The following is a 24,312-nucleotide window of genomic DNA, read 5'->3' on the forward strand; positions in this document are numbered from 1 at the left end:
TGGGCCACGTGTCACGTCAGGCCGTCTCCTCGCCCAGAGGTTGCGGGTTGGGGGTGATGCGCTTGTCCTTGGGCCGTCCCGGCGGGCTGAGGAACAGCGCCACGAAGCCGGCGAAGAACGAGATGCAGCCGGCGAGGATGAAGGCGCCGTTGAGGCCCCAGGCCGACACGACGACGATTCCCATGCCGGAGCCGAGACCGGAGACCAGCTTGGAGCTGTACACCATGCCGTAGTTGGTGGCGTTGTTGTTCTCTCCGAAGTAGTCCGCCGTCATCGCCGCGAACATCGGGAAGATGGCGCCGCCACCGAAGCCGGAGACCGCGGAGAAGAACAGGAACAGCGGCAGGTTCTGGATCTCCGCCGACCAGATGATGCCGAACTGGGCGAGGCCCAGGATGACACAGACGTACAGCAGGCACTGCTTGCGGCCGTACAGGTCGGAGAGCCAGCCGATGACGCCGCGTCCGGTGCCGTTGACGATCGCCTTGAGCGACATGGCGGTGGCCACGATGCCGGCGGCGAATCCCGCGTGCTCGCCGATCTCGACCTGGAAGGCGATGCCGAAGATGTTCACGCCCGAGGTGCAGGCGAGACAGAACCACATGAGCGCCACCCGGCCGGTCCTCCAGGCCTCCCCGGGGCTGTACTGGTGTACGGCCGGCGGGTTCTTCTCCAGGGAACGGCGTGCGCGGGGGTCGTCCGGCGGGTTGAGCGGGTCGATGTTGGCGGGCCACCAGTTCTTCGGCGGGTCCTGGAAGAAGAAGCCGGCGACGGCGACCGTCAGCGCGAGGAAGACGCCGACCGAGACCAGGATGACCTTGAAGTTGGAGATGTCCATCACGGTCGAGAAGAGGAACACGAAGGGCACCGAGCCGTAGGCGAAACCGCCGTTGACGAAGCCGGTCTTGCCGCCCTTGCGCTCCGGATACCACTTGCCGACCATGTTGACGCAGGTGGCGTACACCATGCCCGCGCCCATACCGCTGAACATACCGAAGCCGATGAAGGCGAGGATGACGTGCGGTGCGAAGGCCAGGGACAGATAGCCCATCAGCGTGCCCGTCGCGCCCAGCATCATGGCCCAGCGCGCGGGCAGCTTGCCGGTCTCACGCAGCCGTCCCGCCGGGAAGGCCACCGCGGCCTGGAAGAACACCCAGACGCTCAGCATCCAGAAGATGCTGCCCTCCGACCAGTGGTGGGCCTGGTGGATCGTCTCCTCGGCGGACGCGAACGCGTACTCCGCGGAGGAGATGCCCATCATGCCCACCCAGGGCAGGATCACCATCCACTTGCGCTTGCGCCCCATGATGTCGATGTCGGACTCGCCGACCCGATAGACGCGTCCGTTCTTGTCGGTGACCTCACGGTAGGTCACCGATGTTGGCAGATCGGTCGTTGTCATGATCTGTTGCACCCCTTGCGTTCGAAAGATCTGGCCAGCGCCCCCTGTCCAATGCCTTTCGTGCGCGCGCGGGTCCCGGGGCCGGCCGACGCGCACCGTCGGCCGGCTCCCCCCTCAGCTCACGTCATGAGCCGCCCCCCAACAGCCCCGCCGCCCGCGCCCAGCGGTACTTGGCGCCGAGCACGGCCACCGGCCTCTCCGTCGTGTAGGGGTAGGCCACGACCCCGCGTTCGTAGAGGTACTGGCACGCCTCCTCGACCTCGACGTCGCCCGCGAGCGACGCGACCACCGGCTTCTCGATCCCGCGCTCGCGGAACTCGGCCACCACGCGCGCGGTGAGTTCGGCGAAGACCATGGGAGGGGTGACGATGGTGTGCCAGTAGCCGAGGACGAGCGCGTGGATGCGCGGGTCCTCCAGGCCGAGCCGGATGGTCGCCTCGTAGGTCGACGGCGGCTCGCCCCCGGTGATGTCCACCGGGTTGCCCGCGGCCCCGAACGGCGGGATGAACTTCCGGAACGCCTCGTCCAGGTCCGGCGGGATCTCCATCAGGGAGAGCCCGTTGTCGGTGACCGCGTCGGAGAGCAGGACACCGCTGCCGCCGGCCCCGGTGATGATCACGACGTTGTCGCCCTGCGGTGCGGGGAGCACCGGCAACGCGCGCGCGTATTCCAGCATGTCGTTCAGGCCGGGCGCCCGGATGACGCCCGCCTGCCGGAGGATGTCGTCGTACACCGCGTCGTCGCCCGCGAGGGCGCCGGTGTGCGAGCCCGCGGCCTTCGCGCCGGCCGCCGTACGGCCCGCCTTCAGGACCACGACCGGCTTCTTCGGCACGGTCTCCCGCGCGGCCTCCACGAAGGCCCGGCCGTCCTTGAGGTCCTCCAGGTGCATGGCGATGCACTCGGTGCGCGGGTCCTCACCGAACCAGGTCAGCAGGTCGTCCTCGTCCAGGTCGGACTTGTTGCCGAGGCCCACGATCGCCGACACACCGGTCTTGGTGGTGCGGGCGAAGCCCAGGATCGCCATGCCGATGCCGCCCGACTGCGAGGTCAGCGCGACGCCGCCCTTCACGTCGTACGGCGTGCAGAACGTGGCGCACAGGTCCTGCCAGGTGGAGTAGTAGCCGTAGATGTTCGGGCCGAGCAGCCGGGTGCCGTGCCGTTCGGCGATCTCCACGATCTCGTCCTGGAGTTCGTGCTCGCCGGTCTCCGCGAATCCGGAGGGGATGAGGACGGCGTTGGGTATGCCCTTGCGTCCCACCTCCTCCAGCGCCGCGGCCACGAACTTGGCGGGAATGGCGAACACGGCCACATCCACCTCACCGGGAACGTCCGTGACACTCTTGTACGCCTTGCGGCCCAGAATGTCATCGGCCTTGGGGTTCACCGGGTGGATCTCCCCGGAGAACCCGCCGTCGACGAGGTTGCGCATCACCGAATTGCCGATCTTGCCCTGCTCGTTGGAGGCACCGATCACCGCGACCGCGCGCGGCTGCATCAGCCGGCGCATGGAGGTGAGGATCTCCTCGCGCGAGTAGCGGCGGCGCTGCTTGGCCGGCGCCTCGGACAGGATCACCCGGATGTCCGCGGCGAGCGCGCCCTCCGGGGTGGCGATCACCGGGTTGAGGTCGACCTCGGCGATCTCCGGGAAGTCCGTGACGAGCTGGGACACCCGGCGGATCTGCTCGGCGACCGCCCAGCGGTCCACGGCCGCCGCGCCGCGGACCCCGCGCAGGATCTCCGCCGAGCGGATCGAGTCCAGCATGGACAGCGCCTCGTCGGCGTCCACCGGGGCGAGCCGGAAGGTGACGTCCTTGAGGACCTCGACCAGCACTCCGCCGAGTCCGAAGGCCACGACCTTGCCGAACGTCGGATCGGTCACGGCGCCGACGATGACCTCCTGCCCCTTGGGCAGCAGCTCCTGCACCTGCACGCCCTCGATCCGGGCGTTCGCGTCGTACGTACGGGCGTTCTCGACGATCGAGTGGAACGCGGCCCGCACGTCGGCGGCGCCCTCGACGCCGACGATCACGCCGCCGGCGTCGGTCTTGTGCAGGATGTCCGGCGAGACGATCTTCATCACGACGGGACCGGCGAACCGCGCCGCGTGGGCGACGGCCTCGTCGACGTCCGTCGCCAGTTCCTCACCGGGTACGGCGATCCCGTACGCGTCCGCGAGCACCTTGCCCTCCGGGGCGGTCAGTGCCGTGCGCCCCTCGGCGCGGACGGTGTCGAGGAGTGCGCGCACCCTCAGCACCCGGTCTTCGGCCATCACGTCAGATCACTCCGTTCGACTTGAGCAGGCGCAGCTCCTCGTCACCGAGGCCGAGCTCGCCGACGTAGACCGCGGCGTTGTGCTCGCCCAGCAACGGCGAACTGGTCACGTCCACGGGGGAGTCGGACAGCTTCAGCGGGCTGCCGACGGTCATGAACTCGCCCCGCTCGGGGTGCGGCACCCGGACGACCATCTCGTTGGCCGCCAGTGAGGCGTCCTCGATGATCTCCTTGGTGGAAAGGATCGGCCCGCACGGGATGTTGTGGGCGTTGAGCCGCTCCAGCACCTCCCACTTGGGCAGGGTCGAGGACCACTCCTCGATGAGCTGGAACATCTTGTTGAGCTTGGGCAGCCGCGCCTCGGGCGTCGACCACTCGGGGTCGTCGGCCAGCTCGGGCCGGCCGATGAGCTCGCTCATCGGCTTCCAGCCGACGGGCTGCACGATGACGTACACGTAGTCGTTCGGGCCGCCCGGCGCGCACTTGACCGCCCAGCCGGGCTGGCCGCCGCCGGACGCGTTGCCCGAGCGGGGGACCTCGGTGCCGAAGTCCTCGTTGGGGTACTCGGCGAGCGGGCCGTGCGCCAGGCGCTGCTGGTCGCGCAGCTTCACCCGGCAGAGGTTGAGCACGGCGTGCTGCATGGCCACGTTGACCCGCTGCCCGCGCCCGGTGTGCTCGCGCTGGTACAGCGCCGCGAGGATGCCCGCGACGGCGTGCACACCCGTGCCCGAGTCCCCGATCTGGGCTCCGGTCGCCAGCGGCGGCCCGTCCTCGAAGCCGGTGGTCGACATCGAGCCGCCCATGGCCTGCGCGACGACCTCGTACGCCTTGAAGTTGGTGTATGGGCCTTCGCCGAACCCCTTGATGGAGGCGTAGACGATCCGGGGGTTGATCTCCTGGATGCGGTCCCAGGTGAAGCCCATGCGGTCGACGGCGCCGGGTCCGAAGTTCTCGACCATGACGTCCGAGCGCCGGATCAGCTCGGTGAGGAGCTCCTTGCCGCGTTCGGTCTTGGTGTTGAGGGTGATGCTCCGCTTGTTGCAGTTGAGCATCGTGAAGTAGAGGGAGTCGACGTCCGGGAGGTCGCGCAACTGCTTGCGCGTGATGTCCCCGGACGGCGCCTCCAGTTTGACGACGTCCGCGCCGAGCCAGGCGAGCAGCTGCGTCGCGGAGGGCCCGGACTGGACATGCGTCATGTCCAGGACGCGGATGCCTTCGAGAGCCTTGGCGGTCACCGGATCACCTCACTTGTACATGGTCTGGTTCATGGTTCCGGGGGCGTACGCGTCCGGGTCGACCCAGACGTTGATCAGCGACGGCTTGCCGGACTCACGGGCGCGCTGGAGCGCGGGACCGATGTCGGCGGGGTCACGGACCTCCTCGCCGTAACCGCCCAGCATCTGGGCGAACTTGTCGTAGTGGACGTCGCCGAGGGTGTTGCCGACCCGCTCGCGCTCCTTGCCGTACTTGGCGGCCTGGCCGTAGCGGATCTGGTTCATCGAGGAGTTGTTGCCGACGATGCCGACGAAGGGCAGGTCGTAGCGGACCAGCGTCTCGAAGTCCCAGCCGGTCAGGGAGAACGCGCCGTCACCGAAGAGGGCGACGACCTCCTTGTCGGGCCGCGCCTGCTTGGCCGCGAGCACGAACGGCACCCCGACGCCGAGCGTGCCGAGCGGACCGGGGTCCATCCAGTGGCCCGGCGACTTGGGCTGCACGACCTGACCGGAGAAGGTGACGATGTCGCCGCCGTCGCCGATGTAGATCGAGTCCTCGGTGAGGAAGTCGTTGATCTCGCTGACCAGCCGGTAGGGGTGGATCGGCGAGGCGTCGGAGCGCAGCTGCGGCAGCCGCTTCTCCAGCGCGCTCTGCTCGGCGGCGCGCAGCTCGTCCAGCCACTCCTTGCGCTTGGAGGCACCTCCGTTGACGCGCCCGGAGGCCGCCTCGGTCACCGACTTCAGCACCAGCCCCGCGTCGCCGACGATGCCGAGGTCGATGTCGCGGTTCTTGCCGACGGTGCGGTAGTCGAGGTCGATCTGCACGACGGTCGCGTTCGCCGACAGCCGCTTGCCGTAGCCCATGCGGAAGTCGAAGGGCGTGCCGACGATGACGATGACGTCGGCGTTGGAGAACGCGTAGCGGCGCGACAGCTGGAAGTGGTGCGGGTCGCCGGGCGGGAGGGTGCCGCGGCCGGCGCCGTTCATGTACGCCGGGACGTTCAGCGCGCGGACCATCTCGATGGCCGCCTCGGTGCCGCGGGTCGTCCACACCTGGCTGCCCAGCAGGATCGCGGGCTTCTCGGCGTGCACGAGCAGGTCGGCGAGCTTCTCGATGGCCTCGGGGTCGCCGGCCGAGCGGGTCGAGGCGCGGTAGGCCCCGGCCTTCGGCACCCGTGCCTTGTCCGCCGGCACCTTGGCGTCGAGGACGTCGCGCGGGATCTCCAGGAAGGAGGGCCCGGGCGCGCCGTGGTAGCACTCGCGGAACGCCATGGACACCATGTCCGCCGCGCGCGCCGTGTCCGGCACGGCCGCCGCGAACTTGGTGATCGGCGTCATCATGTCGACGTGCGGCAGGTCCTGGAGGGACCCCATCTTGTGCTGGGTGAGGGCGCCCTGACCGCCGATGAGCAGCATCGGCGACTCGGCGCGGAAGGCGTTGGCGACGCCGGTGACCGCGTCGGTCGTGCCGGGGCCCGCGGTGACGACGGCGCAGCCGGGCTTGCCGGTGATCCGCGCGTAACCGTCGGCGGCGTGCGCGGCCACCTGTTCGTGACGGACGTCGACGACTTCGATGCCCTCGTCGACGCAGCCGTCGTAGATGTCGATGATGTGGCCGCCGCAGAGGGTGTAGATGCGTTCTACCCCCTCGGCCTTCAAGGCCTTGGCGACGAGGTGACCGCCGGAAATGACGTCCTGGGTGTCGTCGGGCATGGCGAAGTCCTGTCCCTTCGTAGGGGGTTGGAACGCTCTCGCGGTACATTGCATACAGTCGACGAATACTGTATGAAGCTTGTTATCCCGCATCCGGTGGGTGGTGTCCAGGGGGCGTGCGGCAGTTTTCGAGGGGCTCGGGTTTCGCCCACGCAAGACTCAGTAGTCAGGAGCCGAGATGGACCTGTACGAACACCAGGCAAGGGAACTCTTCGAGGAACACGGCATCTTGGTGCCGCGGGCCGAGGTCACGGACTCGCCCAAGGAGGCGCGGGAGATCGCCCGCAGGCTCGGCGGACGTGTCGTCGTCAAGGCACAGGTCAAGACGGGCGGTCGCGGCAAGGCGGGCGGAGTGAAGCTCGCCGCCGACCCCGCCGCCGCCGAACTGACCGCACGCCAGATCCTCGGCATGGACATCAAGGGCCACACGGTCGGCAAGGTCATGCTGGCCCAGCCCGTCGACATAGAGACCGAGTTCTACGTCTCCTACGTCCTCGACCGCGCCGCGGGCCGCTTCCTCGCGATCGCCTCCGCCGAGGGCGGCATGGACATCGAGGAGGTGGCCGCGACCAGGCCCGACGCCGTGGCACGCATCCCGATCGACCCGGCCGAGGGCGTCACCTCCGCCAAGGCGGGCCGGATCGCCGAGGCGGCCGGACTGCCGCCGCAGACCGTCGACGTGCTCGTACGGCTGTGGGAGGTGCTGGTCCGCGAGGACGCCCTGCTGGTCGAGGTGAACCCGCTGGTGCGCACCGCCCAGGGGCAGATCCTCGCCCTCGACGGCAAGGTCACGCTGGACGACAACGCCCGCTTCCGGCAGGCCCGCTGGGGCGCCGAGGGCGCGGAGCACGACGACCCGCTGGAGGCGGTGGCCGCCGAACGTGGCCTGAACTACGTCAAGCTGGACGGCGAGGTGGGGATCATCGGCAACGGCGCCGGACTCGTCATGTCGACGCTCGACGTCGTCGCCGGCTGCGGCGCGCGCCCCGCCAACTTCCTCGACATCGGAGGCGGGGCCTCCGCCCAGATCATGGCCGACGGCCTGTCCGTCATCCTCTCCGACCCCGCCGTGAAGTCGGTCTTCGTCAACGTCTTCGGCGGCATCACCGCGTGCGACGCGGTGGCCGACGGCATCGTGCAGGCGCTGGACACCGTCCGGCTGACCAAACCGCTGGTCGTCCGGCTCGACGGCAACAACGCCGTACGCGGCCGGGCGATCCTCGACGAACGCGCGCACCCGCTCATCCAGCAGGCCACCACCATGGACGGCGCCGCCCGCGCGGCCGCCCAACTCGCCAACGCCACTTAAGGAGACGGGACATGGCCATCCACCTCACCAAGGAGAGCAAGGTCCTCGTCCAGGGCATGACCGGCGGCGAGGGCATGAAGCACACCCGGCGGATGCTCGCCGCCGGCACGGACGTCGTCGGCGGCGTCAACCCGCGCAAGGCGGGCCGGAGCGTCGACTTCGACGACCGCGCCGTGCCCGTGTTCGGCTCGGTGGCCGAGGGCATGGCGGCCACCGGGGCCGACGTCACGGTCGTCTTCGTGCCGCCCGCCTTCGCCAAGGCCGCGGTGATCGAGGCCGCCGACGCCGGCATCGGCCTCGCGGTCGTCATCACCGAGGGCATCCCGGTCCACGACTCGGTGGCCTTCACCGCCTACGCCGCGCAGAAGGGCACCCGGATCGTCGGACCCAACTGCCCCGGCCTGATCACCCCCGGCCAGTCCAACGCCGGCATCATCCCGTCCGACATCACCAAGCCCGGCCCGATCGGCCTGGTGTCGAAGTCCGGCACGCTGACCTACCAGCTCATGTACGAGCTGCGCGACATCGGCTTCTCCACCTGTGTCGGCATCGGCGGCGACCCCGTCGTCGGCACCACCCACATCGACTGCCTCGCCGCCTTCCAGGACGACCCCGACACCGAACTGATCGTCCTGATCGGCGAGATCGGCGGCGACGCGGAGGAACGCGCCGCCGCGTACATCCGCGAACACGTCACCAAGCCGGTCGTCGGCTACATCGCCGGTTTCACCGCCCCCGAGGGCAAGACCATGGGGCACGCCGGCGCCATCGTCTCCGGCTCGTCCGGCACGGCACAGGCCAAGAAGGAGGCGCTGGAGGCGGCCGGAGTGCGGGTGGGGAGCACACCGACCGAGACGGCCCGCCTGGTCCTGGCCGCGCTCGGGACCACCGGGTGACGTCACTCACGGTCGCCGCGCGGTGACTGTGACGTTTCCTGACTCGTCAGTAGCTTCTGGGTGAGACACCCTCGAAGTACGGCGCCGCGCACGGCAGTGCGAGCCGTGTGCGGCGCAGCCACGCAACTCCCGCCCGACCGTGCACCGAGAGCGGAGCAAAACGATGGCACCCACCCTCATTCCGAGCACCGGCTCCCAGAGCCTCACCCTCAAGGCGGGCACCGCCTGGGCAGACGCCTGGCGGCGCTGTCTGGCCGTCGCGCCCGAGGCGTTCCAGGACGACCGCGTCCTCAACCTCTGGAACGCCACCTGGCAGGCGGACGGCCACGTCCTGCCCGCCACCACCCCCGTCGACGGCACCCCCATCGCGGCCCCGCCGCGCCTGGACGGCGACGCCGCCCACCAGGCCGTCCGCGCCTCGCTCGACCAGCACCGCGCCTGGCGGCACGTCCCGCTCGACGAACGCCGCGCCCGCGTCGCCGCAACCCTCGACGCGCTCACCGAACACCGCGAACTGCTCGCGCTGCTGCTCGTCTGGGAGATCGGCAAGCCCTGGCGGCTCGCGCAGGCGGACGTCGACCGCGCCATCGACGGCGTGCGCTGGTACGTCGACGGCATCGAGCCGATGCTCACCGGACGGACCCCGCTGGACGGCCCGGTCTCCAACGTCGCCAGCTGGAACTACCCGATGAGCGTCCTCGTCCACGCCATGCTGGTGCAGGCGCTGGCGGGCAACGCGGTCATCGCCAAGACCCCGACCGACGGCGGCGTCGCCTGCCTGACGCTGGCGTGCGCGCTCGCCGCCCGGGAAGGGCTGCCCGTCACCCTCGTCAGCGGCAGCGGCCGCGAGTTGTCGCAGGCGCTGGTGCGGGCGCCCGAGATCGGCTGCGTCTCCTTCGTCGGCGGCCGCGACACCGGCGCCGCGGTGGCCACGGCCGTCGCCGACCTCGGCAAGCGGCACATCCTCGAACAGGAAGGACTCAACACCTGGGGCATCTGGAACTACTCGGACTGGGACACCCTCACCGCGGTCGTGCCCAAGCTCTTCGACTACGGCAAACAGCGCTGCACGGCCTATCCCCGCTTCGTCGTCCAGCGCGCGCTGTTCGACGAGTTCCTGGCGGCGTACCTGCCGGCGGTCCGTACCCTGAAGGTCGGGCACCCGCTCGCCGTCGAGAAGCCCGACGACCCCTACCCGGCGCTGGACTTCGGGCCGTTGATCAACGCCGCCAAGGCCAAGGACCTGAACGACCAGGTGGCCGAGGCCGTCGACCGCGGCGCCGTCCCACTGCACCGCGCCAGTCTGGACGACGCCCGGTTCCTGCCCGGCCAGGACACCTCCGCCTACGTCCAGCCGGTCACGCTCCTCAATCCGCCGCCGTCCTCCCCGCTGCACCACGCGGAGCCCTTCGGCCCGGTCGACACGATCGTCCTGGTCGACACCGAGGCCGAGCTGCTGGCCGCCATGAACGCGTCCAACGGCGCGCTGGTCGCCACGCTGTCCACCGACGACCGCACGACGTACGAACGACTGGCCCCGCAGATCCGCGCCTTCAAGACCGGCCACGGAAAGCCGCGCTCGCGCGGCGACCGCGAGGAGTTGTTCGGCGGCTTCGGCGCGTCCTGGCGGGGCGCGTTCGTCGGCGGCGAGCTGCTGGTGCGGGCGGTGACGCACGGCCCGGTGGGGGAGAGGCTGCCGGGGAACTTCCCCGAGTACCACCTGATGCCGTAGTCATCCGAGCACCCTCCGTCACCACCCCCGCCCCGGCGAGGGGTGGAAACGCAGGTGAAGGGCACTCCGAAACCTTGGTATTGTTGTCCCTGTCGCCGCCGGGAACAGCCCCGGCAAGGCGGCGGACACCTGGTCCGGGTGGCGGAATGGCAGACGCGCTAGCTTGAGGTGCTAGTGCCCTTTATCGGGCGTGGGGGTTCAAGTCCCCCCTCGGACACGCACTCGCCGTATCCCACGGAAACAGGGCCGCGACCTTTCGGTCGCGGCCCTACTTGCGTATTTGTAGCTGACCGTAATCCCGAGCGCTTCGTAGAGTGAGCCTGGTAGCTGGCGAGGCGCCGCTCGCTCTCCTCGACCGTCTTGCGAGCTTGGCCTGCCAGGGTGGGAGGGTCGCTGCTGTGATTGCTGTGGCGTCGGCTGGGTGACGGTTTCGATGGTGGCGGTGAGCCGGTCGGGGGCAAAGAACGGGGTGAATTTAGCGGTCCCGGACGCGGCAGACCACGCGACGACGCTCTCGCCGCGTGCGATGAGCCACTGGGCGAGATGCCGGCCCAGTCCGTTGGCGTTCTCCACAGCCCACCTGAGCTGCAGCCGCCGCTTGCCCAGGCCGGCAGCCGACGGTACTCCGCCTCGATCCGCATCGTGCCGACCTGCTGATTCGATTCCGGCTCGACTGCCGTGGCGTAGTGGGTGGATTTGCGGGGATCGACACCAGCAATATCACGGGGCTGTGCTCCTTGCGGTCGGACGACAGGGCGGCCACGGTCGACACGCCGACTTCCGGAACCAGATGACCCGGACACGCCTGTGTTGAGTGAGACCCCTGTAGAGGTCGGCGGTTCAAGTGTGACAAGGCGTTCGGTTGGCCGGTGTGCGGCGGCCTGCCCGGATCATGTAGCCACGCCCTGAACCAACGATCTATGGCCGTGAGCCCCGCTGTTGTCACGCCGCCTGGTTCTCGTGAAGGTTGCCGACGTAGCGCCGCAAGGCGTCCAGGCTGTGGAAGACGCGGTAGTCACTCGCCTCCAGGGCGGCCTGCTCGTCCGGGGTGGTTTCCGGGACGAGGACCACGGGGCCGCCCACCTCCTCCTGCAGGCCCTGGGGCCAGAACGCGGTGGCCACGAGGACGGGGCTGCCGGGGACCAGATTGGTCACCTCGCTGTCCAGCTCGGGCTCGGCGAAGCCCTGCCGCCGCAGGTCCTCCAGCAGCTGGGCCAGGCCGGGCATGTCCTCCTCCGTGTCAGCGGCGGGCACCGGAGCGGCGGCCGACCTGAGGACCGTGGCGTGGGCCGGTGCGGCCAAGCCGACCGGAGACGGTCCTTCGAGCAGTTTGGTGAGAAAACTGTTCGAAGCCTCGGCGAGGAGTTCGCGTCGGGCGGCGAGGAATGAGCGGTAGGCATCGATGCGCCACAGCTCCGGGTCGGTCGGGATCCACTGCGATTCAAGGGCACCCGGAACCTTCTGGGCGATCTCCAGCAGGTAGTCCTCCGGCCGTTTGGCACTGATCTGCAGGTTCGTGTCCTGGGTGAGGAAACAGAAGTTGGCGACCGCGTTGACTTCGCCCCTGTCGTAGCCGTGCTTGTAGAGCAGGGTCTTGGGGAAGATGTGGTGCACCTGGAGGGAGCTGAGCTTTCCGAGCATGCCGTCCTTCAGCGGGACCCCGCTGCCCAGGTCCTGCGCCCCGTGGACCCGGGACAGCATGTAGAGCAGCGGGTAGAAACGGGATCCCATGCTGGAACCCTGGAAATCGTCGGACCGGACCTCCAGCCGGCCGCCGCGGGCCTGCCGCAGAGTCTCGATCAGCCGGTCGACCCCGCCGGCGTCGACCGCCTCGAGGTCCTGGTTGAGGGCGGTCTCCGTGGCGCCGGTGTGCCGGCCCCAGAGGAAGCTGTGGATGAACCAGTAGAAGAGCCGGTCGCGTGTCATGGCGTCGGGGAACTTGCCGGAGTGGTGCAGCAGACGGCTCATGACGGGAAAGGCGGCCCGGCCGTTCAATACCCGCCCGTGGTCGAGGCCCAGGCGGCCGCCGAGGGCGTTGAGCAGATAGCTGATGGACTCGATGGTCTGTTCCAGGCCGGTCCGGAACTCCGGCATCTCGACGTCGCCCAGCTTGGAGAACTGGGCCTCACCGGTCAGGACGGCGTTGACGTTGCGGAGCAGCCAGTCCAGCTTGAAGGTGAAACCGGCGTCCGACCAGTTCTTTAGAGCGGTGTTCATGGTCGGGCGGGCGTCGGGCCAGGACGCGCAGATCGCTGCCAGCGCGAGATCGCCCTTGGACAGCTTGGTACCACCGGAGTTGACGCGGTTGAAGATCTCCACGACGACGTCGATGGTCATGTCCTTACCCGTGACCTCCTCGATGTGGATGTTGCGGTCCTTGATCTGGGTGATCCGGTTCAGGCGCTCGATGTAGGCCGCCACCAGGGACCCGTCACTTCCCGCCAGCGCGGTGATGGAGGGCAGCAGCGTGCCAAGGCCGCCCCGGAAAAGGGCGGTGACGTCGACCCAGAGAGGGTTGTCCTTCATCTTGGCCGGTGCGTAGAACTCGAAGGTCTCGCTCTCCAGATGGAAGTGCAGCCCGGTCAGTGCCGCCTGATTGCCCTCGAAGAAGCGAGGTGAGCGTCCCTTGGTGACGCCGTAGAGGGTGGTCACTCGCTGCTGACCGTCGAGCAGCAGCTGTACGGTGCCGTCCTTCTCCGGGCCGCCTCCGCGGGTGCTCGCGCTGTCGGCCTTGGTGCTCCAGGTGAGGAACCCCCCGATCGGATAGCCGCGGTACAGCGACTGGAAGAACGCGCGAACCTGGTCACGGGTCCAGACGTAGCCGCGCTGGAACTCCGGAAGGGCGATGTCCCCGGACTCGATCTTGTGCAGGATCTGCGAAATCTGCATGCCGTGCCTTTTCGGTCGGCCCGCCGGTGACTCCGTACGGGGTTGTCTTTCCTGAGTAACGGTGGCGAAGCGCCCGAAGGTTGGTGCCGCTGACGGGTGACGGCTGTTCTTACGCCACGGCCTGACTCACCCGCGCCACTTCATGCGCCGATTACTCCCCGGCATGTCGGCGCCGTCGAAAGGGGACGGATCGGATCACCCTCCGAGCGCCGTGCCGACGACCTCGCCGCCCCAGCCGTCCGGGGTGCGCCACAGGACGTGCACGGTAAAGATGTCGCGGACGGCTTCGGCGGCCCAGTCCTCCGCCGGGGGTTCGCACAGGACGAGGTAGAGGCCGGTGGCCTCGGCGTGCAGGGTGTGCTTGATCTCAAGGAGGCGCGTCGCCCCCACACGGAGGTCCTGGTAGGTGGAACGGCCGGCGCCGAGGACCTCGTACAGGTGCGGGCCCTGGTCGGTGTCGCAACTGACGTCGACGACCGGGGAGTCCACCGGCTCGAGGTCCGCCCACAACAGGGCCGCCTTCAGGGCGTGGCGGACCGCCTCGTGCTTCTTGCAGGTGCGGTCGGCCGTGGCCCAGGTTTCCAGCGCCTGGAGCAGGGCGGACTGCTCCACGGTCTCGGAGGCGGTGGCGGGCGCGGCGGCCGCTGCTGCGGAGGTGGGCACGGGTTCGGTTTCCTTCTGCTCGGGCTGCTGCTCGGGAGCGGGAGCGGTGCTGGGTGCCTTTTCCGGGTCGGTGGGTGTGGCGTCGTCCATGCGGGCGTGGAGGGTATCGCGAGCCTCGAGGAGGGCGTCGGCCCATCCGGAGCCAGTGAGCCGGTCCTGGAAGGCGGCGATGTCCAGAGTGCCGTCCTTGAGCGCTCGGTGGGTGCTTGCGGCGAGATCGCGCAGGAGACCCAACTGGTGCCTGTCGGGCGATCCGAGGACGCGTCGTACGTCCACCCAGTCCGCCTGGTCGCGGCGGAGGACGCGGTTGGCCATGCCCTTCAGCTCGGACAGGCGGGCGCGGGCGTCCTGCGGCTCGCCACCTGTGACCGACACCAGCTCGTCGAGTACGCCCAGGGCCGCGAAGTAGCGGGGCGCCATGGTGGTCGAGATCGGCACACGGCCACGCTGGTCGGTGGTGAGCACGGTCTGATTGGTCTCGTTGGCGAACACCCAGCAGTCCAGCTCGTCGCCGGGGCGGGGCGGGGTGGAGCCGTGCCTGACCGTGAGCATCATCGGGCGGTCGAAGGCCGGGGCCAGGGCGGTGACCTTGTAACGGCCACCGGGACCGGGGCCGACGACCTTCACCCGGACGTCCGTGCCGATCTCCGGGACGGCGGCCTCGTCGTCCGGCCGGACCTCGGTGGGCGAGGAACTGGGGATTCCGGCGGGGGCAGGGGAGGGGACGGTGTTCGCGAGGGCCTCCGGGAGCGGTGCGGTGTGCAGCACGGCCAGGGTCTGCGTGCTGCGGGTGAGAGCGATGTAGAGCTGGCGCAGGCCGGCCGGACCGCGGGCGGCGATGGTGGCGGGCTCCAGGACCAGGACGTGGTCGTACTCCATGCCCTTGGCCTGTGCGGCGGCCAGCACCGAGACCGCTTCGCGACGGGGGCCGGTGAGGTCGTCGCTCCGGTCCAGGAGGCGGGTGATCTCGTCCAGCCACATGGAGTCGTCGGGGACGATGACGGCGATGGAGCGCAGGCTGTTCCCGTCGTCGCTGGAACCGACGAGGCGCGTCACGTGGGTGACGGTGTCCTCGAGGAGCTTCCACGGCTCGGTCTCCACGGTCCGTACCGCGTCCTCGCCCACCTCGCGCACCGCCCGCGGGTAAGGCAGATCGGGGGCGACCGCGCGGGCGAGCGGGGCCACGAACTCCATGATCTCCGCGGGTACGCGGTAACTGGTGGTGAGCTCGGCGACGCGCCAGTCACCGTGGTCGGACAGGAGTGTGCCGAGGCGCTCCCAGCTCGTGTGGGTGTGCGGGCCGGTGGCCTGGGCGAGGTCGCCGAGGACGGTCATCGAGCCTCCGGCCGCGCAGCGGCGGCGCAGGGCGCGTGCCTGCATGGGAGTGAGGTCCTGGGCCTCGTCGACCACGATGTGCCCGTAGCGCGGCGGGACTTCCCCGCTGATGCGGAATTCCAGCTCCTCGAGGCAGACATGGTCGTCGAGGGTCCAGGGCTCGGCATCGGCGGTGGCGGCGCGGGGCCGGTGCAGGACCGCCTGTTCGCTCTCGTCGAGGATGCCGTCGGCGCAGGACCGGAGCAGGTCGGGAGAGTCGTACAGGCTGCGCAGGGCCTCCCTGGCGCTCGGGGACGGCCAGATCCTTTCGACGAGCCGTTCCACCCGGCGGTTGCGCTCGAACTCCCTGCGGATGGTGGGCGACTGGCCGCGGCGCGGAGCGATGTCCGTGAGCTCGCGCAGGAGGAGGTCGACGAGCAGGGTGCGGAAGCGGTCCCGGCGCTGCCGGTACGGGCCGCCGCCGTCCCGGGCGGCGGTGAGCAGGTCGTGGACCTGGGAGCGCGGGACGCGCAGGGTCGTGCCGGCGGCGGTGACCATGACGGCGGGCTCGTCACCCTCGAAGGCGGGGGCAGCGGTGAGGTCGTCGAGGGCCTCGGGGCGGAACTCGCTCTCGACGCGGTTGCGCAGTACGGCCCCCATCCGCTCGTCCGACTTCACCCGGCGCGCTTCCACGGTGTCGGTGCCAGGCGTGTCGGCGTCCCAGAGACGGGACAGCTGGACGGCGTTGACGTCCCTGGTGCCGAGCGTGGGCAGCACCTGGCCGACATACTCCAGGAACCGCTGGTGAGGGCCGATGACGAGGATGTCCTGAGCCTTGAAGTGCTCGTTGTTGACCAGCCAGGTGACCCGGTGCAGACCGACCGCGGACTTGCCGGTCCCCGGGCCGCCCTGTACGACGAGAATGTCGGTCGGGGAACCCGTCACCAGGTCCATCTGGTCGCGGCGGATCGTCTCGACGATGTCCCGCATCCGGCCGCTGCGCGAACGCTGCAGCTCACGCAGCAGCAACTCGTCCGGCTGGAGCGGCTTGCGCCGCCGGACACGCGCCACGTCACCCGGCGTGGGGGCCGGCGGGCGCCGCCCGGGCCGCGAGCCACCAGGCTCTGCGACCTCTTCCGGGACCGATCCGGGGGCCGGTGCCGACGGATCGGCCACGTTCGAGTCCGGCGGCTTGTCCACCTCGCCCCGGTCGTCGGCCGCCGGCCGCGGCTTCGGGATCCGCGATAGGGCGGGGACGGGATCTCCGGAGATGGAGGGGCGGTCGAGAGCGGGCCGGAAGACGGCGATCTCGTCGACGTAGCCCTCGACGACACGCCGCGCGCACTGCAGCCGTCGGCGCAGAACCACATCCCCCGGCTTCTCGGGCAGCACCCTGGTCCATCTGTCCGCCAGCGGGCTGGTCCACAGCAGCACCACCGGGTCCCGCTCCGAGTCCAGCACACTGCGGCGGCCGACGTACCAGGGGCGGGGCTCCTGTCCCGGCTCCTCCGGAGCATCGACGCGCGCGAAGACCAGTGCCTCGTTGCCGAGTCCCCCGTACTCCTCGGCCCGCGCCTCCGCCGCCTTGCGGACGGCGATGCTGTCCTTGCCGCTCGCCGAGGCCATGGCGGCGGAACTCCCGCTCATTTCGGCCAGCCGAGCCTCGTAGCAGTCGTACGCATGGTCCACGGCCCTCTGCTCGAGGGCGATGACTTCCTCACGTGTGGTGCTCATGTACGTCCTTCCCCACGGTGCTCCCCGGCACCGCTACGGGCGATACGCCCGTACCCAGTGGAAACATTCACCAGAAACGCTTCGCTGACAAGGCATCAGCCGCGTCCCATCCCTCAGCTCGCGAAGCGGCAGGGATGGGACGTCGGGTATGAGGACAGAAAGCCGGGACATTAGCGGCTCCTTCGGCACCTGATCCCTGTCGCGGCCAGAGCGGCCGACCGACTCGGCCGGCACGGCACCGAGAGCGTGCTCATCCGCCACGGACGCAACTTGAGACCCGCGCCAGGGGCGGGGGCTTGAGGATCCGGTCCCAGTGCGGGAAGCCCGCGGGCAACTTCCGCCATGGGAGACCGGAGGCGGCGACGAAGACGACCCAGTCGGTGAAGGCGGACGCGGCCGTGGCGCGGTCACGTGTGATTGCGGCGGGGCGTGGCGTGACGAGGCAGGCGGCGAAGAGCACGGGAAGTGCCGGAAGTCCGCGCGCTGTTCCTCCATGCGCGGCGACGAGCGGCGAGCGCTCGTCCACCTGGTTCACTTCTTCGTTACTCCGGCTCGTTGTCTCCCTGCAAAGCGCCGTCACGCAAGGCCCTGTCCGCCGCCCGTCCGATGAGAGCGGTCGCCCCTGCGTCCACCGCTCCTCCTACTACGCCTCCCAGGATCGGGATGGCCTTGGCGAGCGTGATCGCGGCACGCTTCGTTCCGAACTTCGCGACGAGGTGGAAGCCGACCAGCTTGTTGATCTTGTGGAGGATCGCCATCGGCAGCTTCTTGATCATTTGCTCGCCGATCTTCTGACCGACCTTCACCCCAAGGGCAGCCACCGCGCTCTGTGCGCTCATCCCGATTCCGAGCATCATCACGACGCTCCGCACGTAGGGGTCGCGGACGTCCCACCCCCGGAGGTGTGCGATGGCACCCGCCATCCGCAGGTTGATGGCAAGGGACGCGGCCACGTTCGCCGGGATGGTCACGCCTGCGGTGACCAGCCCCCCAAGCCCGGTGATGAAGCCCTGAGTGCCGGCCGCGGCGACGGATTCCTTGATGAGGCGGGCCACGACTGCGTCGATGTCGTCCTTCATGTCCTGCGGGGAGCGGCGCTCATCGTCGTCAGGCGCCCTGTAGTCAGCGCCCTGGCGGCGCGCGAGGCGGTCCTCTGCCCAGCTCGCCGATCCGGTGACCGGCCCCACGCCGTTGACTATGACCTTCTCCGCGAGACCGGCGATCCACTGCCCGGTCTTCTCGACTGCGCCCTCGTCGGGAGTCTTCTCGTCAGCCATTACGCGTCCCTTTCGTGAGCGTCCCGCCCAAGGGACACCCCGCAGCGTTGCGGGCAGGAGAAGGAACCCGGTGCAGGCCTTTCCGGCCTGGCTGCGGACGGCCGAAGCCACCCCCCCTCGCTACCGCCCGTCCACCCCTCGCGCCACGACGTCCGCCGTCGCGTCGCCCTCAGCGAGCTGAAGCGGTCACACTTTCCCATGAAAGTGAAAGCGCCGTCAAACTACTTTGGCAGACTGGCGGGAGCTCGCCGACGGCTACCCCGCCCCGCAGCCTGCCTCCACCAGGAACGGGCTCGGCTGCCCAGTCCATGAGACGTACAGGCCGTCCCGGGCCCGGGTACAGGCGACGAACAGCAGGCAGCGTTCCGCGGCGAGGTCGGCCTCGTGCTGGAGCCGGTCGACCCCCTCCGGAGTGATGGCCGAAGGGTTCGGCAGAGCACGGTCGTTGACGCCGACGACGGCCGTATAGCGGTACTCGAGCCCCTTGAAGGTGTGCATGGTGCCCACGTTGACCGCGTCGTCGGTGCGGGCGGCTCCCGCGCGGACCCGGCTGGCGGGGACTCCGGCCGCGATCAGACGGTCCTTGGCCTTCTCACATGTCTTGTTGAAGCGCGCGCAGATCCCGATCTCCCCGTACGCGGCGCCGCCGTCCACCCACGCACGCACCTGCTCGACCAAGGCGTCGAGTTCGGCCTCCTCCGTCTCCGCCGCGTGGACCAGGGGCCCGGAACCGTGCAGGGCCGAGCTGTACCCGATCAGGGTGTCGTGCCGTCCGCTGTCGGCCAGTTCGGCGAAGGGGCGGCCGAGCAGGAGTCCCGTCGCCCAGCTGAGGATCTCCTGGGTGGAGCGGTAGTTCTTGCGCAACTTGGTCGAACGGCCGGCGACGTTGATACCGAGGGCCTTCAGCGACACCCGACTGTCGTAGATGCGCTGGTGCGGGTCACCCGCGACGAACAGGTCGTCAGGACGCCGCGGGGCGGCCGCGCGGAGCATCCGCCACTGGGCCGGGTGGAGGTCCTGGGACTCGTCGATGACGACGTGCCGGTAGCACGGCCCCTGCTCGGTCAGCAGGTCGGTGGCCTCCACGCAGGTACCGAGGTAGGTGCGCAGCCCGTCCTCGGCCAGCCGCCGGGTGAACTCTTCCACGGTCCGCCACACCAGCGGCCGAGCGGAGGGCGGCAGCGCGCTGCCTCGGCCGCGGCGCTCGCAGCGCTCGTACTCCTCCCGGCTGTGGATGTCCTGGGCGAGGAGGACGTGCTTGTACTCCTGGGCGAGGAAATGCGGGGTGCCGGTGAAGCCGGTGGCTTCCGCGGCCTGCTCCCATCGCGCGGTCTCCTCGTACCCGCTGAGCGGCCGGCGCGCGGTGTTGACTACGCGTCCGGCGAAGGCGTCGACGGTCATGACGTCGACCCGGTCGCGCAGGTCCGGATCGTCGACGAGCAGGGAGAGTCCTTCGTTCAGGGAGTCCACGAGGGCGTTGGTGAAGGTGGTGAGCAGGATGCGGTCGCCGTCGCGCAGGTGCCGCAGCAGGTGCCGGACCCGGTGGAGGGCGACGACGGACTTCCCGGTGCCGGGCCCGCCGGTCACCTGTGCGGGGCCGGAGTACGACGGACGGTAGGCGACCTTGTGCTGGGCGGGGTGCAGGAAGATCCGCCAGGCGGTGAACGGCTTGTCGAGGATGTCGCGCAGCTCGTCGGCGTCCGCGACGACGGCGATCCGGGTGCGGGTGTGCGCGATGGCGGTCGCGTAGTCGGTGGTGTCGACGGGCTCCTGCGAGGCCGCGTCGGCCAGCGCCGGCACGACGACCTCCTGCCACGTCTGCTCGACACCCGCGCCGAGGGCCAGGTGTTCCAGCACCTTGTACTGGTCCGGCGGGAAGAAGCGCCCGAAGACGTCGAGCTGTTCCAGACTGGTCAGCACGCGTGCCTGCGCGAGGGTGGTGGCGTCGATGCCGAGCGCGGCCATCTCCCCGTCGGAGACCTTCGCGAAGAGCCGCTGCTCCTCGGCGGGCGCGATGCGCTGGTAGGTGGGGGTCAGCTCCTCCAGGGTGGCGATCTCGCGGAGCTCCACGGCGCCGGTGACGGCGTTGATGGTCGCCTTCTGCTTCACCGCCCATTCGGTGGCCTCGTCGTGCGGGCCGACCCGGAGCAGTACGAAGGTGTCCCCCGTCTCGGGCGCGAGGACCACACCGCGGTATCCCTGGGTGATCCGGATGGTCCGGATCTGCCGGTCCTTGGCGCCCTTGAGGGATTCCAGCTTCAGGCCGGGGTCCTTGAAGAGCTGGCCGAGGGTGAGCCGCTCGAACTTTTCCCAAGCGTCGAAAACGCCGGTCCGGACGTGCTTCTCGAGCTTCTCCAACTGCTGGCAGAAGGCTATGTCGAAGGCGAGGTGCGGCATGACGGGATTTTAGGCCGCCACGGCGTGGCCGAAGACCGTTCGTTCACTGGCTTTCCGGTCGGGTTCCGCCGGTCACCCGCCGCCGAGTTCCCGGCGGAGCATGGCCAGGACCTCCGCGGCTTCGACGGCCACGTCATGGCGCGGGCCGTGGACGAGCATGACGTCCTCGTACAGGCCCTCCAGGCACGCCAGGGCCTCCTGCGGGTTGCCCTGGCTGAGCAGCAGCATGCCGATGTCACGGCGCAGCTCCACAGCCGCGTCGCTGACGTCGCTCTCAACGGCCCGTTCCACCTCGAGGACCGCCTGCAGCTCCGCCAGCGCCTCGGTCACCTGGCCGAGTTCGCCGCGGCAGCGGGCGGCCTGGGCGCGGCAGTCGCGGGCGGACTCGTCGGTCGGCCCGTTGATGCGGCCGTAGGCTTCAGCCAGCGCCTCGAACTCGGGCAGGGCCGCCCGATGGTCGCCTGCCAGCTGCCGGCTGACCGCCCGGCGGCGCCGTAGCCGGAGGACGGCCTTGTTCTCGGCGCCCAGGGCGCGGGCCAACGGCTCGATCATCTCGCCCGCCACCTCGGCGGCCTGCGTGTAGCGCTCCTCCTCCATCAGGGCGATGTAGTGCTCATCGACCTCCCGCAGCTGGGCCCGCAGCAGCTCCCGCTCGGGCGGCGAGACCACGTACTCGGCGACCCGGCCGGGCGCCGCCGTGTCCGGGGTGACACGGGGACGGCTCTCGGCCCGGGCTCGGGGCGCGTAGGGGCGGCGGTAGAGCCCGGTCGGGTCCGGCGCCCCGGGCGGCCCGGCTTCCCCGAGAGCGGAGGACTCCCCGGGCGCGGGCAGGAAGGGCATCAGCCGCTCGTACACCTCCTGCACGTCCACCGGCCGGCTCTCCGGGGTCTTGCGGAGCAGGTGCAGGACCAACGCCTCCAGCTCCTCCGGCACGTCGGCGCGCAGGCGTCGCAGCGGGGTGGGCGCAGCGCGGACGTGCTGGTCCATCAGCTCGAAGTCGCCGTGCGCGTTGAACAGCGGCTGTCCGCAGAGGAGCTCATGGAGTACGCAACCGAGGGCATAGAGGTCGGTGCGCGGGGTGACGCGAGTGCCGCGCACCTGCTCGGGCGACATGTACTGGTGCGTGCCGATGGGCCGGCCGGAGGCCGTCAGCTTGGTGACGTCGGTCTGCAGGATCGCCGCGACCCCGAAGTCGAGGACCTTCACCGTGCCGTCCCGCGCGACCAGGATGTTGGACGGCTTGAGGTCGCGGTGCACCACGGGCACGTCGTGCGCGTACGACAGCACGGTGGCGACCTGCGCGGCGACCGCCACCGCCCAGCTGACCGGGAGGGGCCGCTCCTCGTGCACGTACCGGGTGAGGGGGACGCCCTCCACCAGCTCCATGACGAGAAACAGGTGCTCGTAGGTGCTGTCGAGGACGGCGTCGTACACCTGCGGCACCCCTGGGTGCTGGATACGGGCGGTGATCCGCGCCTCGCGGCGGAAGCGCCGTTCCAGCTCCTCGGCCATCTGCGGCGTGGCGGCGACGGCCTGCGGCCGGATCCGCTTCACGGCGACGGGCCGGTCCAGCACCGCGTCGTAGCCCCGCCACACGTCGCCCATACCGCCGTTGCCGAGCCGCTCCAGCAACTCGTAGCGGCCTGCGATCGGTCTGTCCGGCACCTGTCCCCGCCCCGCGTCCTGCGCTCGCTCGTCCCCCGAGCCCCGTTGGTTCGCGGCCAGTTTCCCCGGAAAGGGATCAGTGCGTCCAGCCTGGTCCTACGAGGGAGCGGCGGACGGGGCGTATCGCGCCACCGTGTACTCGGCCCAGACCGTCTTGCCGGGGCCGTCCGTGCGCGGTTCGCGGCCCCAGCGATCGGCGAGGGCCTCGACCAGGAGCAGACCGCGTCCGCCGGTACGGGCGGCGTCGGCGGCCGGTTCGGTGGCAGGGGCGGCAGCTGGTTGGGGGAGTTCGTCGCCTCGCGTGTCGGTTACTTCCACGCGGACGGTGAGGGACGCCGCGGCGGGCGCGGAGAGGGCTAGGAGGTGGACGCGGAAGTCGCGGCCGGTCACGTGGCCGTGGGTAACGGCGTTGGTGGCGAGCTCGGAGACGAGCAGGGTCAGCACGTCGTATTCCTCGCTGCCGTAGGGCGCACCCCAGGTGTCGAGCCGTTCCCCGCACAGCCGACGGGCCAGGCGCGCGCCTCGGGGGGTCGAGCTGAAGCGGAGGGTGAAGCAGGAGTGGACGGGGGTCGCCGGTGCGGGTTGTTCCGTTCGGTTCATGCACGCAGCGTGGGTGGTTGTGGCATAGCGTGACCAGGGGTGACGCGCTGACGCGGCGGGGAGTACCCGCGGGCGCACACCGTGTACGGGACGGTACGGCCAGGTGAGCGGGGAGTGGGGTTTGCGGTGTTGGACGACAAGGAGAGCAGCGTCGACGCCGAGGTGCCGGGGCAAAGGGAAACAGAGGACGAGCCTGCCAGAGGCCTGATCGGCGCGTTCGGGCGACAGTTGAAGCTGCTGCGGACGCGGGCTGGCATGGAACGGGCCGAGCTCGGCAGAAGGGTCGGATACTCGGCCGACACCATCGCCTCGTACGAGCAGGGACGGCGGGTTCCGCAGCCACGGTTCATCGACCAGGCGGACGAGGTCCTGGACGCGGGCGGGTTGTTGGTGGCTCTGAAGGGGGAGGTGGCCCGGGCACGGTATCCGGCCTTCTTCCGGGACATGGCTCGGTTGGAGGAGGAGGCTGTCTCACTCCATGTATACGGAGCACTTGCAGTGCCTGGCCTGCTGCAGACCGAGGAGTACGCCCGTGCGGTCTTCGCCATGCGCAGGCCCCTCCTCGATGAGGCGACCGTCGAGCAGCGGGTATCCGCTCGCCTTGCCCGACAGGAGATCTTCGCCAGAAGTCCGCTTCCGACACTGAGCTTTGTGATCGAGGAGGCGGTCCTTCGCCGTCCACTCGGTGGGGCGTCCACACACAGAGGGCAACTCGAACAGATCCTTCTCCACGGCCAACGGCGGAACGTGGAGATTCAGGTCATACTCACTACCGGCGTCGAACACTGCGGCCTTGGAGGCCCGTTCACCCTGATCGAGACCGGCGACGGACAGCGGATGGCTTACGTTGAAGTCCAGCGGAACAGCCGCCTCTACAGCGAGCGGGAAGAGGTGCGGGATGTCGAGGAACAGTACGGCATCCTCAGGGCGCAAGCCCTGACTCCGCGTGAGTCGATGGCTTTCGTCGAGGGATTTCTGGGAGAAAGATGAACCGCCAGGCAATGGAGCCGCACTGGTTCAAGAGCAGCTACAGCAGCGGGGAGGGTGGCGAATGCGTCGAGGTCTGCCTCGCGCCGGACGCTGTACTGGTCAGGGACTCGAAGCGGGCGACAGGGCCGATGCTCAGCGTTGATGCCGATGCCTGGTCCGCCTTCATGGAGCAGACCGCGCGCGGCTGAGGCAGCTAGGCGCATCCTGGGGCACCGGTACAGAGTGAGCGCCGGTGCCCCAGCCGCT

15 protein-coding genes and 1 tRNA gene are annotated in these 24,312 nt (G+C 69.8%); 6 read left to right on the top strand and 10 right to left on the bottom strand.

Going from position 1 to position 24,312, the window contains the following annotated elements; all coding sequences use genetic code 11:
• Positions 1-16: 16 nt before the first annotated feature.
• The 4 genes from ACIP2X_RS01345 to ACIP2X_RS01360 form a co-directional block, all read right to left on the bottom strand.
• Positions 17-1,402 (bottom strand): OFA family MFS transporter, encoded by a 1,386-nt coding sequence (locus ACIP2X_RS01345; RefSeq protein ID WP_401665953.1) that lies wholly within the window; start codon positions 1,400-1,402, stop codon positions 17-19.
• A 124-nt stretch (positions 1,403-1,526) separates the two neighbouring features.
• Positions 1,527-3,671: an acetate--CoA ligase family protein gene (locus tag ACIP2X_RS01350; RefSeq protein WP_401665955.1), complete on the bottom strand. Its 2,145-nt coding sequence runs from the start codon at positions 3,669-3,671 to the stop codon at positions 1,527-1,529.
• Between the two features lie 4 nt (positions 3,672-3,675).
• Positions 3,676-4,908: a formyl-CoA transferase gene (gene frc, locus ACIP2X_RS01355; protein ID WP_401665957.1), complete on the bottom strand. Its 1,233-nt coding sequence runs from the start codon at positions 4,906-4,908 to the stop codon at positions 3,676-3,678.
• A 9-nt stretch (positions 4,909-4,917) separates the two neighbouring features.
• Positions 4,918-6,600 (bottom strand): thiamine pyrophosphate-binding protein, encoded by a 1,683-nt coding sequence (locus ACIP2X_RS01360; protein ID WP_401665959.1) that lies wholly within the window; start codon positions 6,598-6,600, stop codon positions 4,918-4,920.
• Between the two features lie 178 nt (positions 6,601-6,778).
• On the opposite strand from ACIP2X_RS01360, the gene sucC reads away from it, so the two are divergent.
• From sucC to ACIP2X_RS01380, 4 genes are all read left to right on the top strand, one after another.
• The gene (gene sucC, locus ACIP2X_RS01365; RefSeq protein WP_401665962.1) at positions 6,779-7,909 is read left to right on the top strand and encodes an ADP-forming succinate--CoA ligase subunit beta; all 1,131 of its coding nucleotides are present in this window, start codon (positions 6,779-6,781) and stop codon (positions 7,907-7,909) included.
• Positions 7,910-7,920: 11 nt separating this feature from the next.
• Positions 7,921-8,805, top strand: coding sequence for a succinate--CoA ligase subunit alpha (gene sucD, locus ACIP2X_RS01370; RefSeq protein ID WP_401665964.1), 885 nt, complete (start codon positions 7,921-7,923; stop codon positions 8,803-8,805).
• Between the two features lie 163 nt (positions 8,806-8,968).
• The gene (locus tag ACIP2X_RS01375) at positions 8,969-10,537 is read left to right on the top strand and encodes an aldehyde dehydrogenase family protein (protein ID WP_401665966.1); all 1,569 of its coding nucleotides are present in this window, start codon (positions 8,969-8,971) and stop codon (positions 10,535-10,537) included.
• Between the two features lie 132 nt (positions 10,538-10,669).
• Positions 10,670-10,754: transfer RNA gene (locus ACIP2X_RS01380), tRNA-Leu, on the top strand.
• A 725-nt stretch (positions 10,755-11,479) separates the two neighbouring features.
• On the opposite strand, the gene ACIP2X_RS01385 is transcribed toward ACIP2X_RS01380, so the two are convergent.
• The 6 genes from ACIP2X_RS01385 to ACIP2X_RS01410 all read right to left on the bottom strand — a co-directional run bounded on the left by ACIP2X_RS01385 (position 11,480) and on the right by ACIP2X_RS01410 (position 23,076).
• Entirely contained in the window at positions 11,480-13,426 is a 1,947-nt protein-coding gene (locus ACIP2X_RS01385) for a DUF262 domain-containing protein (RefSeq protein ID WP_401665968.1), read from the bottom strand.
• 195 nt (positions 13,427-13,621) lie between these two features.
• Positions 13,622-17,137 (bottom strand): HelD family protein, encoded by a 3,516-nt coding sequence (locus tag ACIP2X_RS01390; RefSeq protein ID WP_401665971.1) that lies wholly within the window; start codon positions 17,135-17,137, stop codon positions 13,622-13,624.
• Positions 17,138-17,679: 542 nt separating this feature from the next.
• The gene (locus ACIP2X_RS01395; RefSeq protein WP_401665973.1) at positions 17,680-18,414 is read right to left on the bottom strand and encodes an EcsC family protein; all 735 of its coding nucleotides are present in this window, start codon (positions 18,412-18,414) and stop codon (positions 17,680-17,682) included.
• Positions 18,415-18,669: 255 nt separating this feature from the next.
• Positions 18,670-20,811 (bottom strand): UvrD-helicase domain-containing protein, encoded by a 2,142-nt coding sequence (locus ACIP2X_RS01400; RefSeq protein WP_401665975.1) that lies wholly within the window; start codon positions 20,809-20,811, stop codon positions 18,670-18,672.
• Positions 20,812-20,883: 72 nt separating this feature from the next.
• On the bottom strand, positions 20,884-22,476 hold the full coding sequence (locus ACIP2X_RS01405; RefSeq protein ID WP_401665977.1) for a protein kinase: 1,593 nt from the start codon (positions 22,474-22,476) through the stop codon (positions 20,884-20,886).
• Between the two features lie 96 nt (positions 22,477-22,572).
• A complete protein-coding gene (locus ACIP2X_RS01410) occupies positions 22,573-23,076 on the bottom strand; it encodes an ATP-binding protein (RefSeq protein ID WP_401665979.1) in 504 nt (167 codons plus the stop codon).
• Positions 23,077-23,238: 162 nt separating this feature from the next.
• On the opposite strand from ACIP2X_RS01410, the gene ACIP2X_RS01415 reads away from it, so the two are divergent.
• Together ACIP2X_RS01415 and ACIP2X_RS01420 are read left to right on the top strand one after the other, a co-directional pair.
• Entirely contained in the window at positions 23,239-24,066 is an 828-nt protein-coding gene (locus tag ACIP2X_RS01415; RefSeq protein WP_401668767.1) for a helix-turn-helix domain-containing protein, read from the top strand.
• Positions 24,063-24,254, top strand: coding sequence for a DUF397 domain-containing protein (locus ACIP2X_RS01420; protein ID WP_401665981.1), 192 nt, complete (start codon positions 24,063-24,065; stop codon positions 24,252-24,254). The genes ACIP2X_RS01415 and ACIP2X_RS01420 overlap by 4 nt, the downstream gene beginning before the upstream one ends.
• Positions 24,255-24,312 lie beyond the last annotated feature (58 nt).

Origin of the sequence: Streptomyces sp. NPDC089424 (assembly GCF_044749345.1) — a bacterium.
GTDB lineage: Bacteria > Actinomycetota > Actinomycetes > Streptomycetales > Streptomycetaceae > Streptomyces.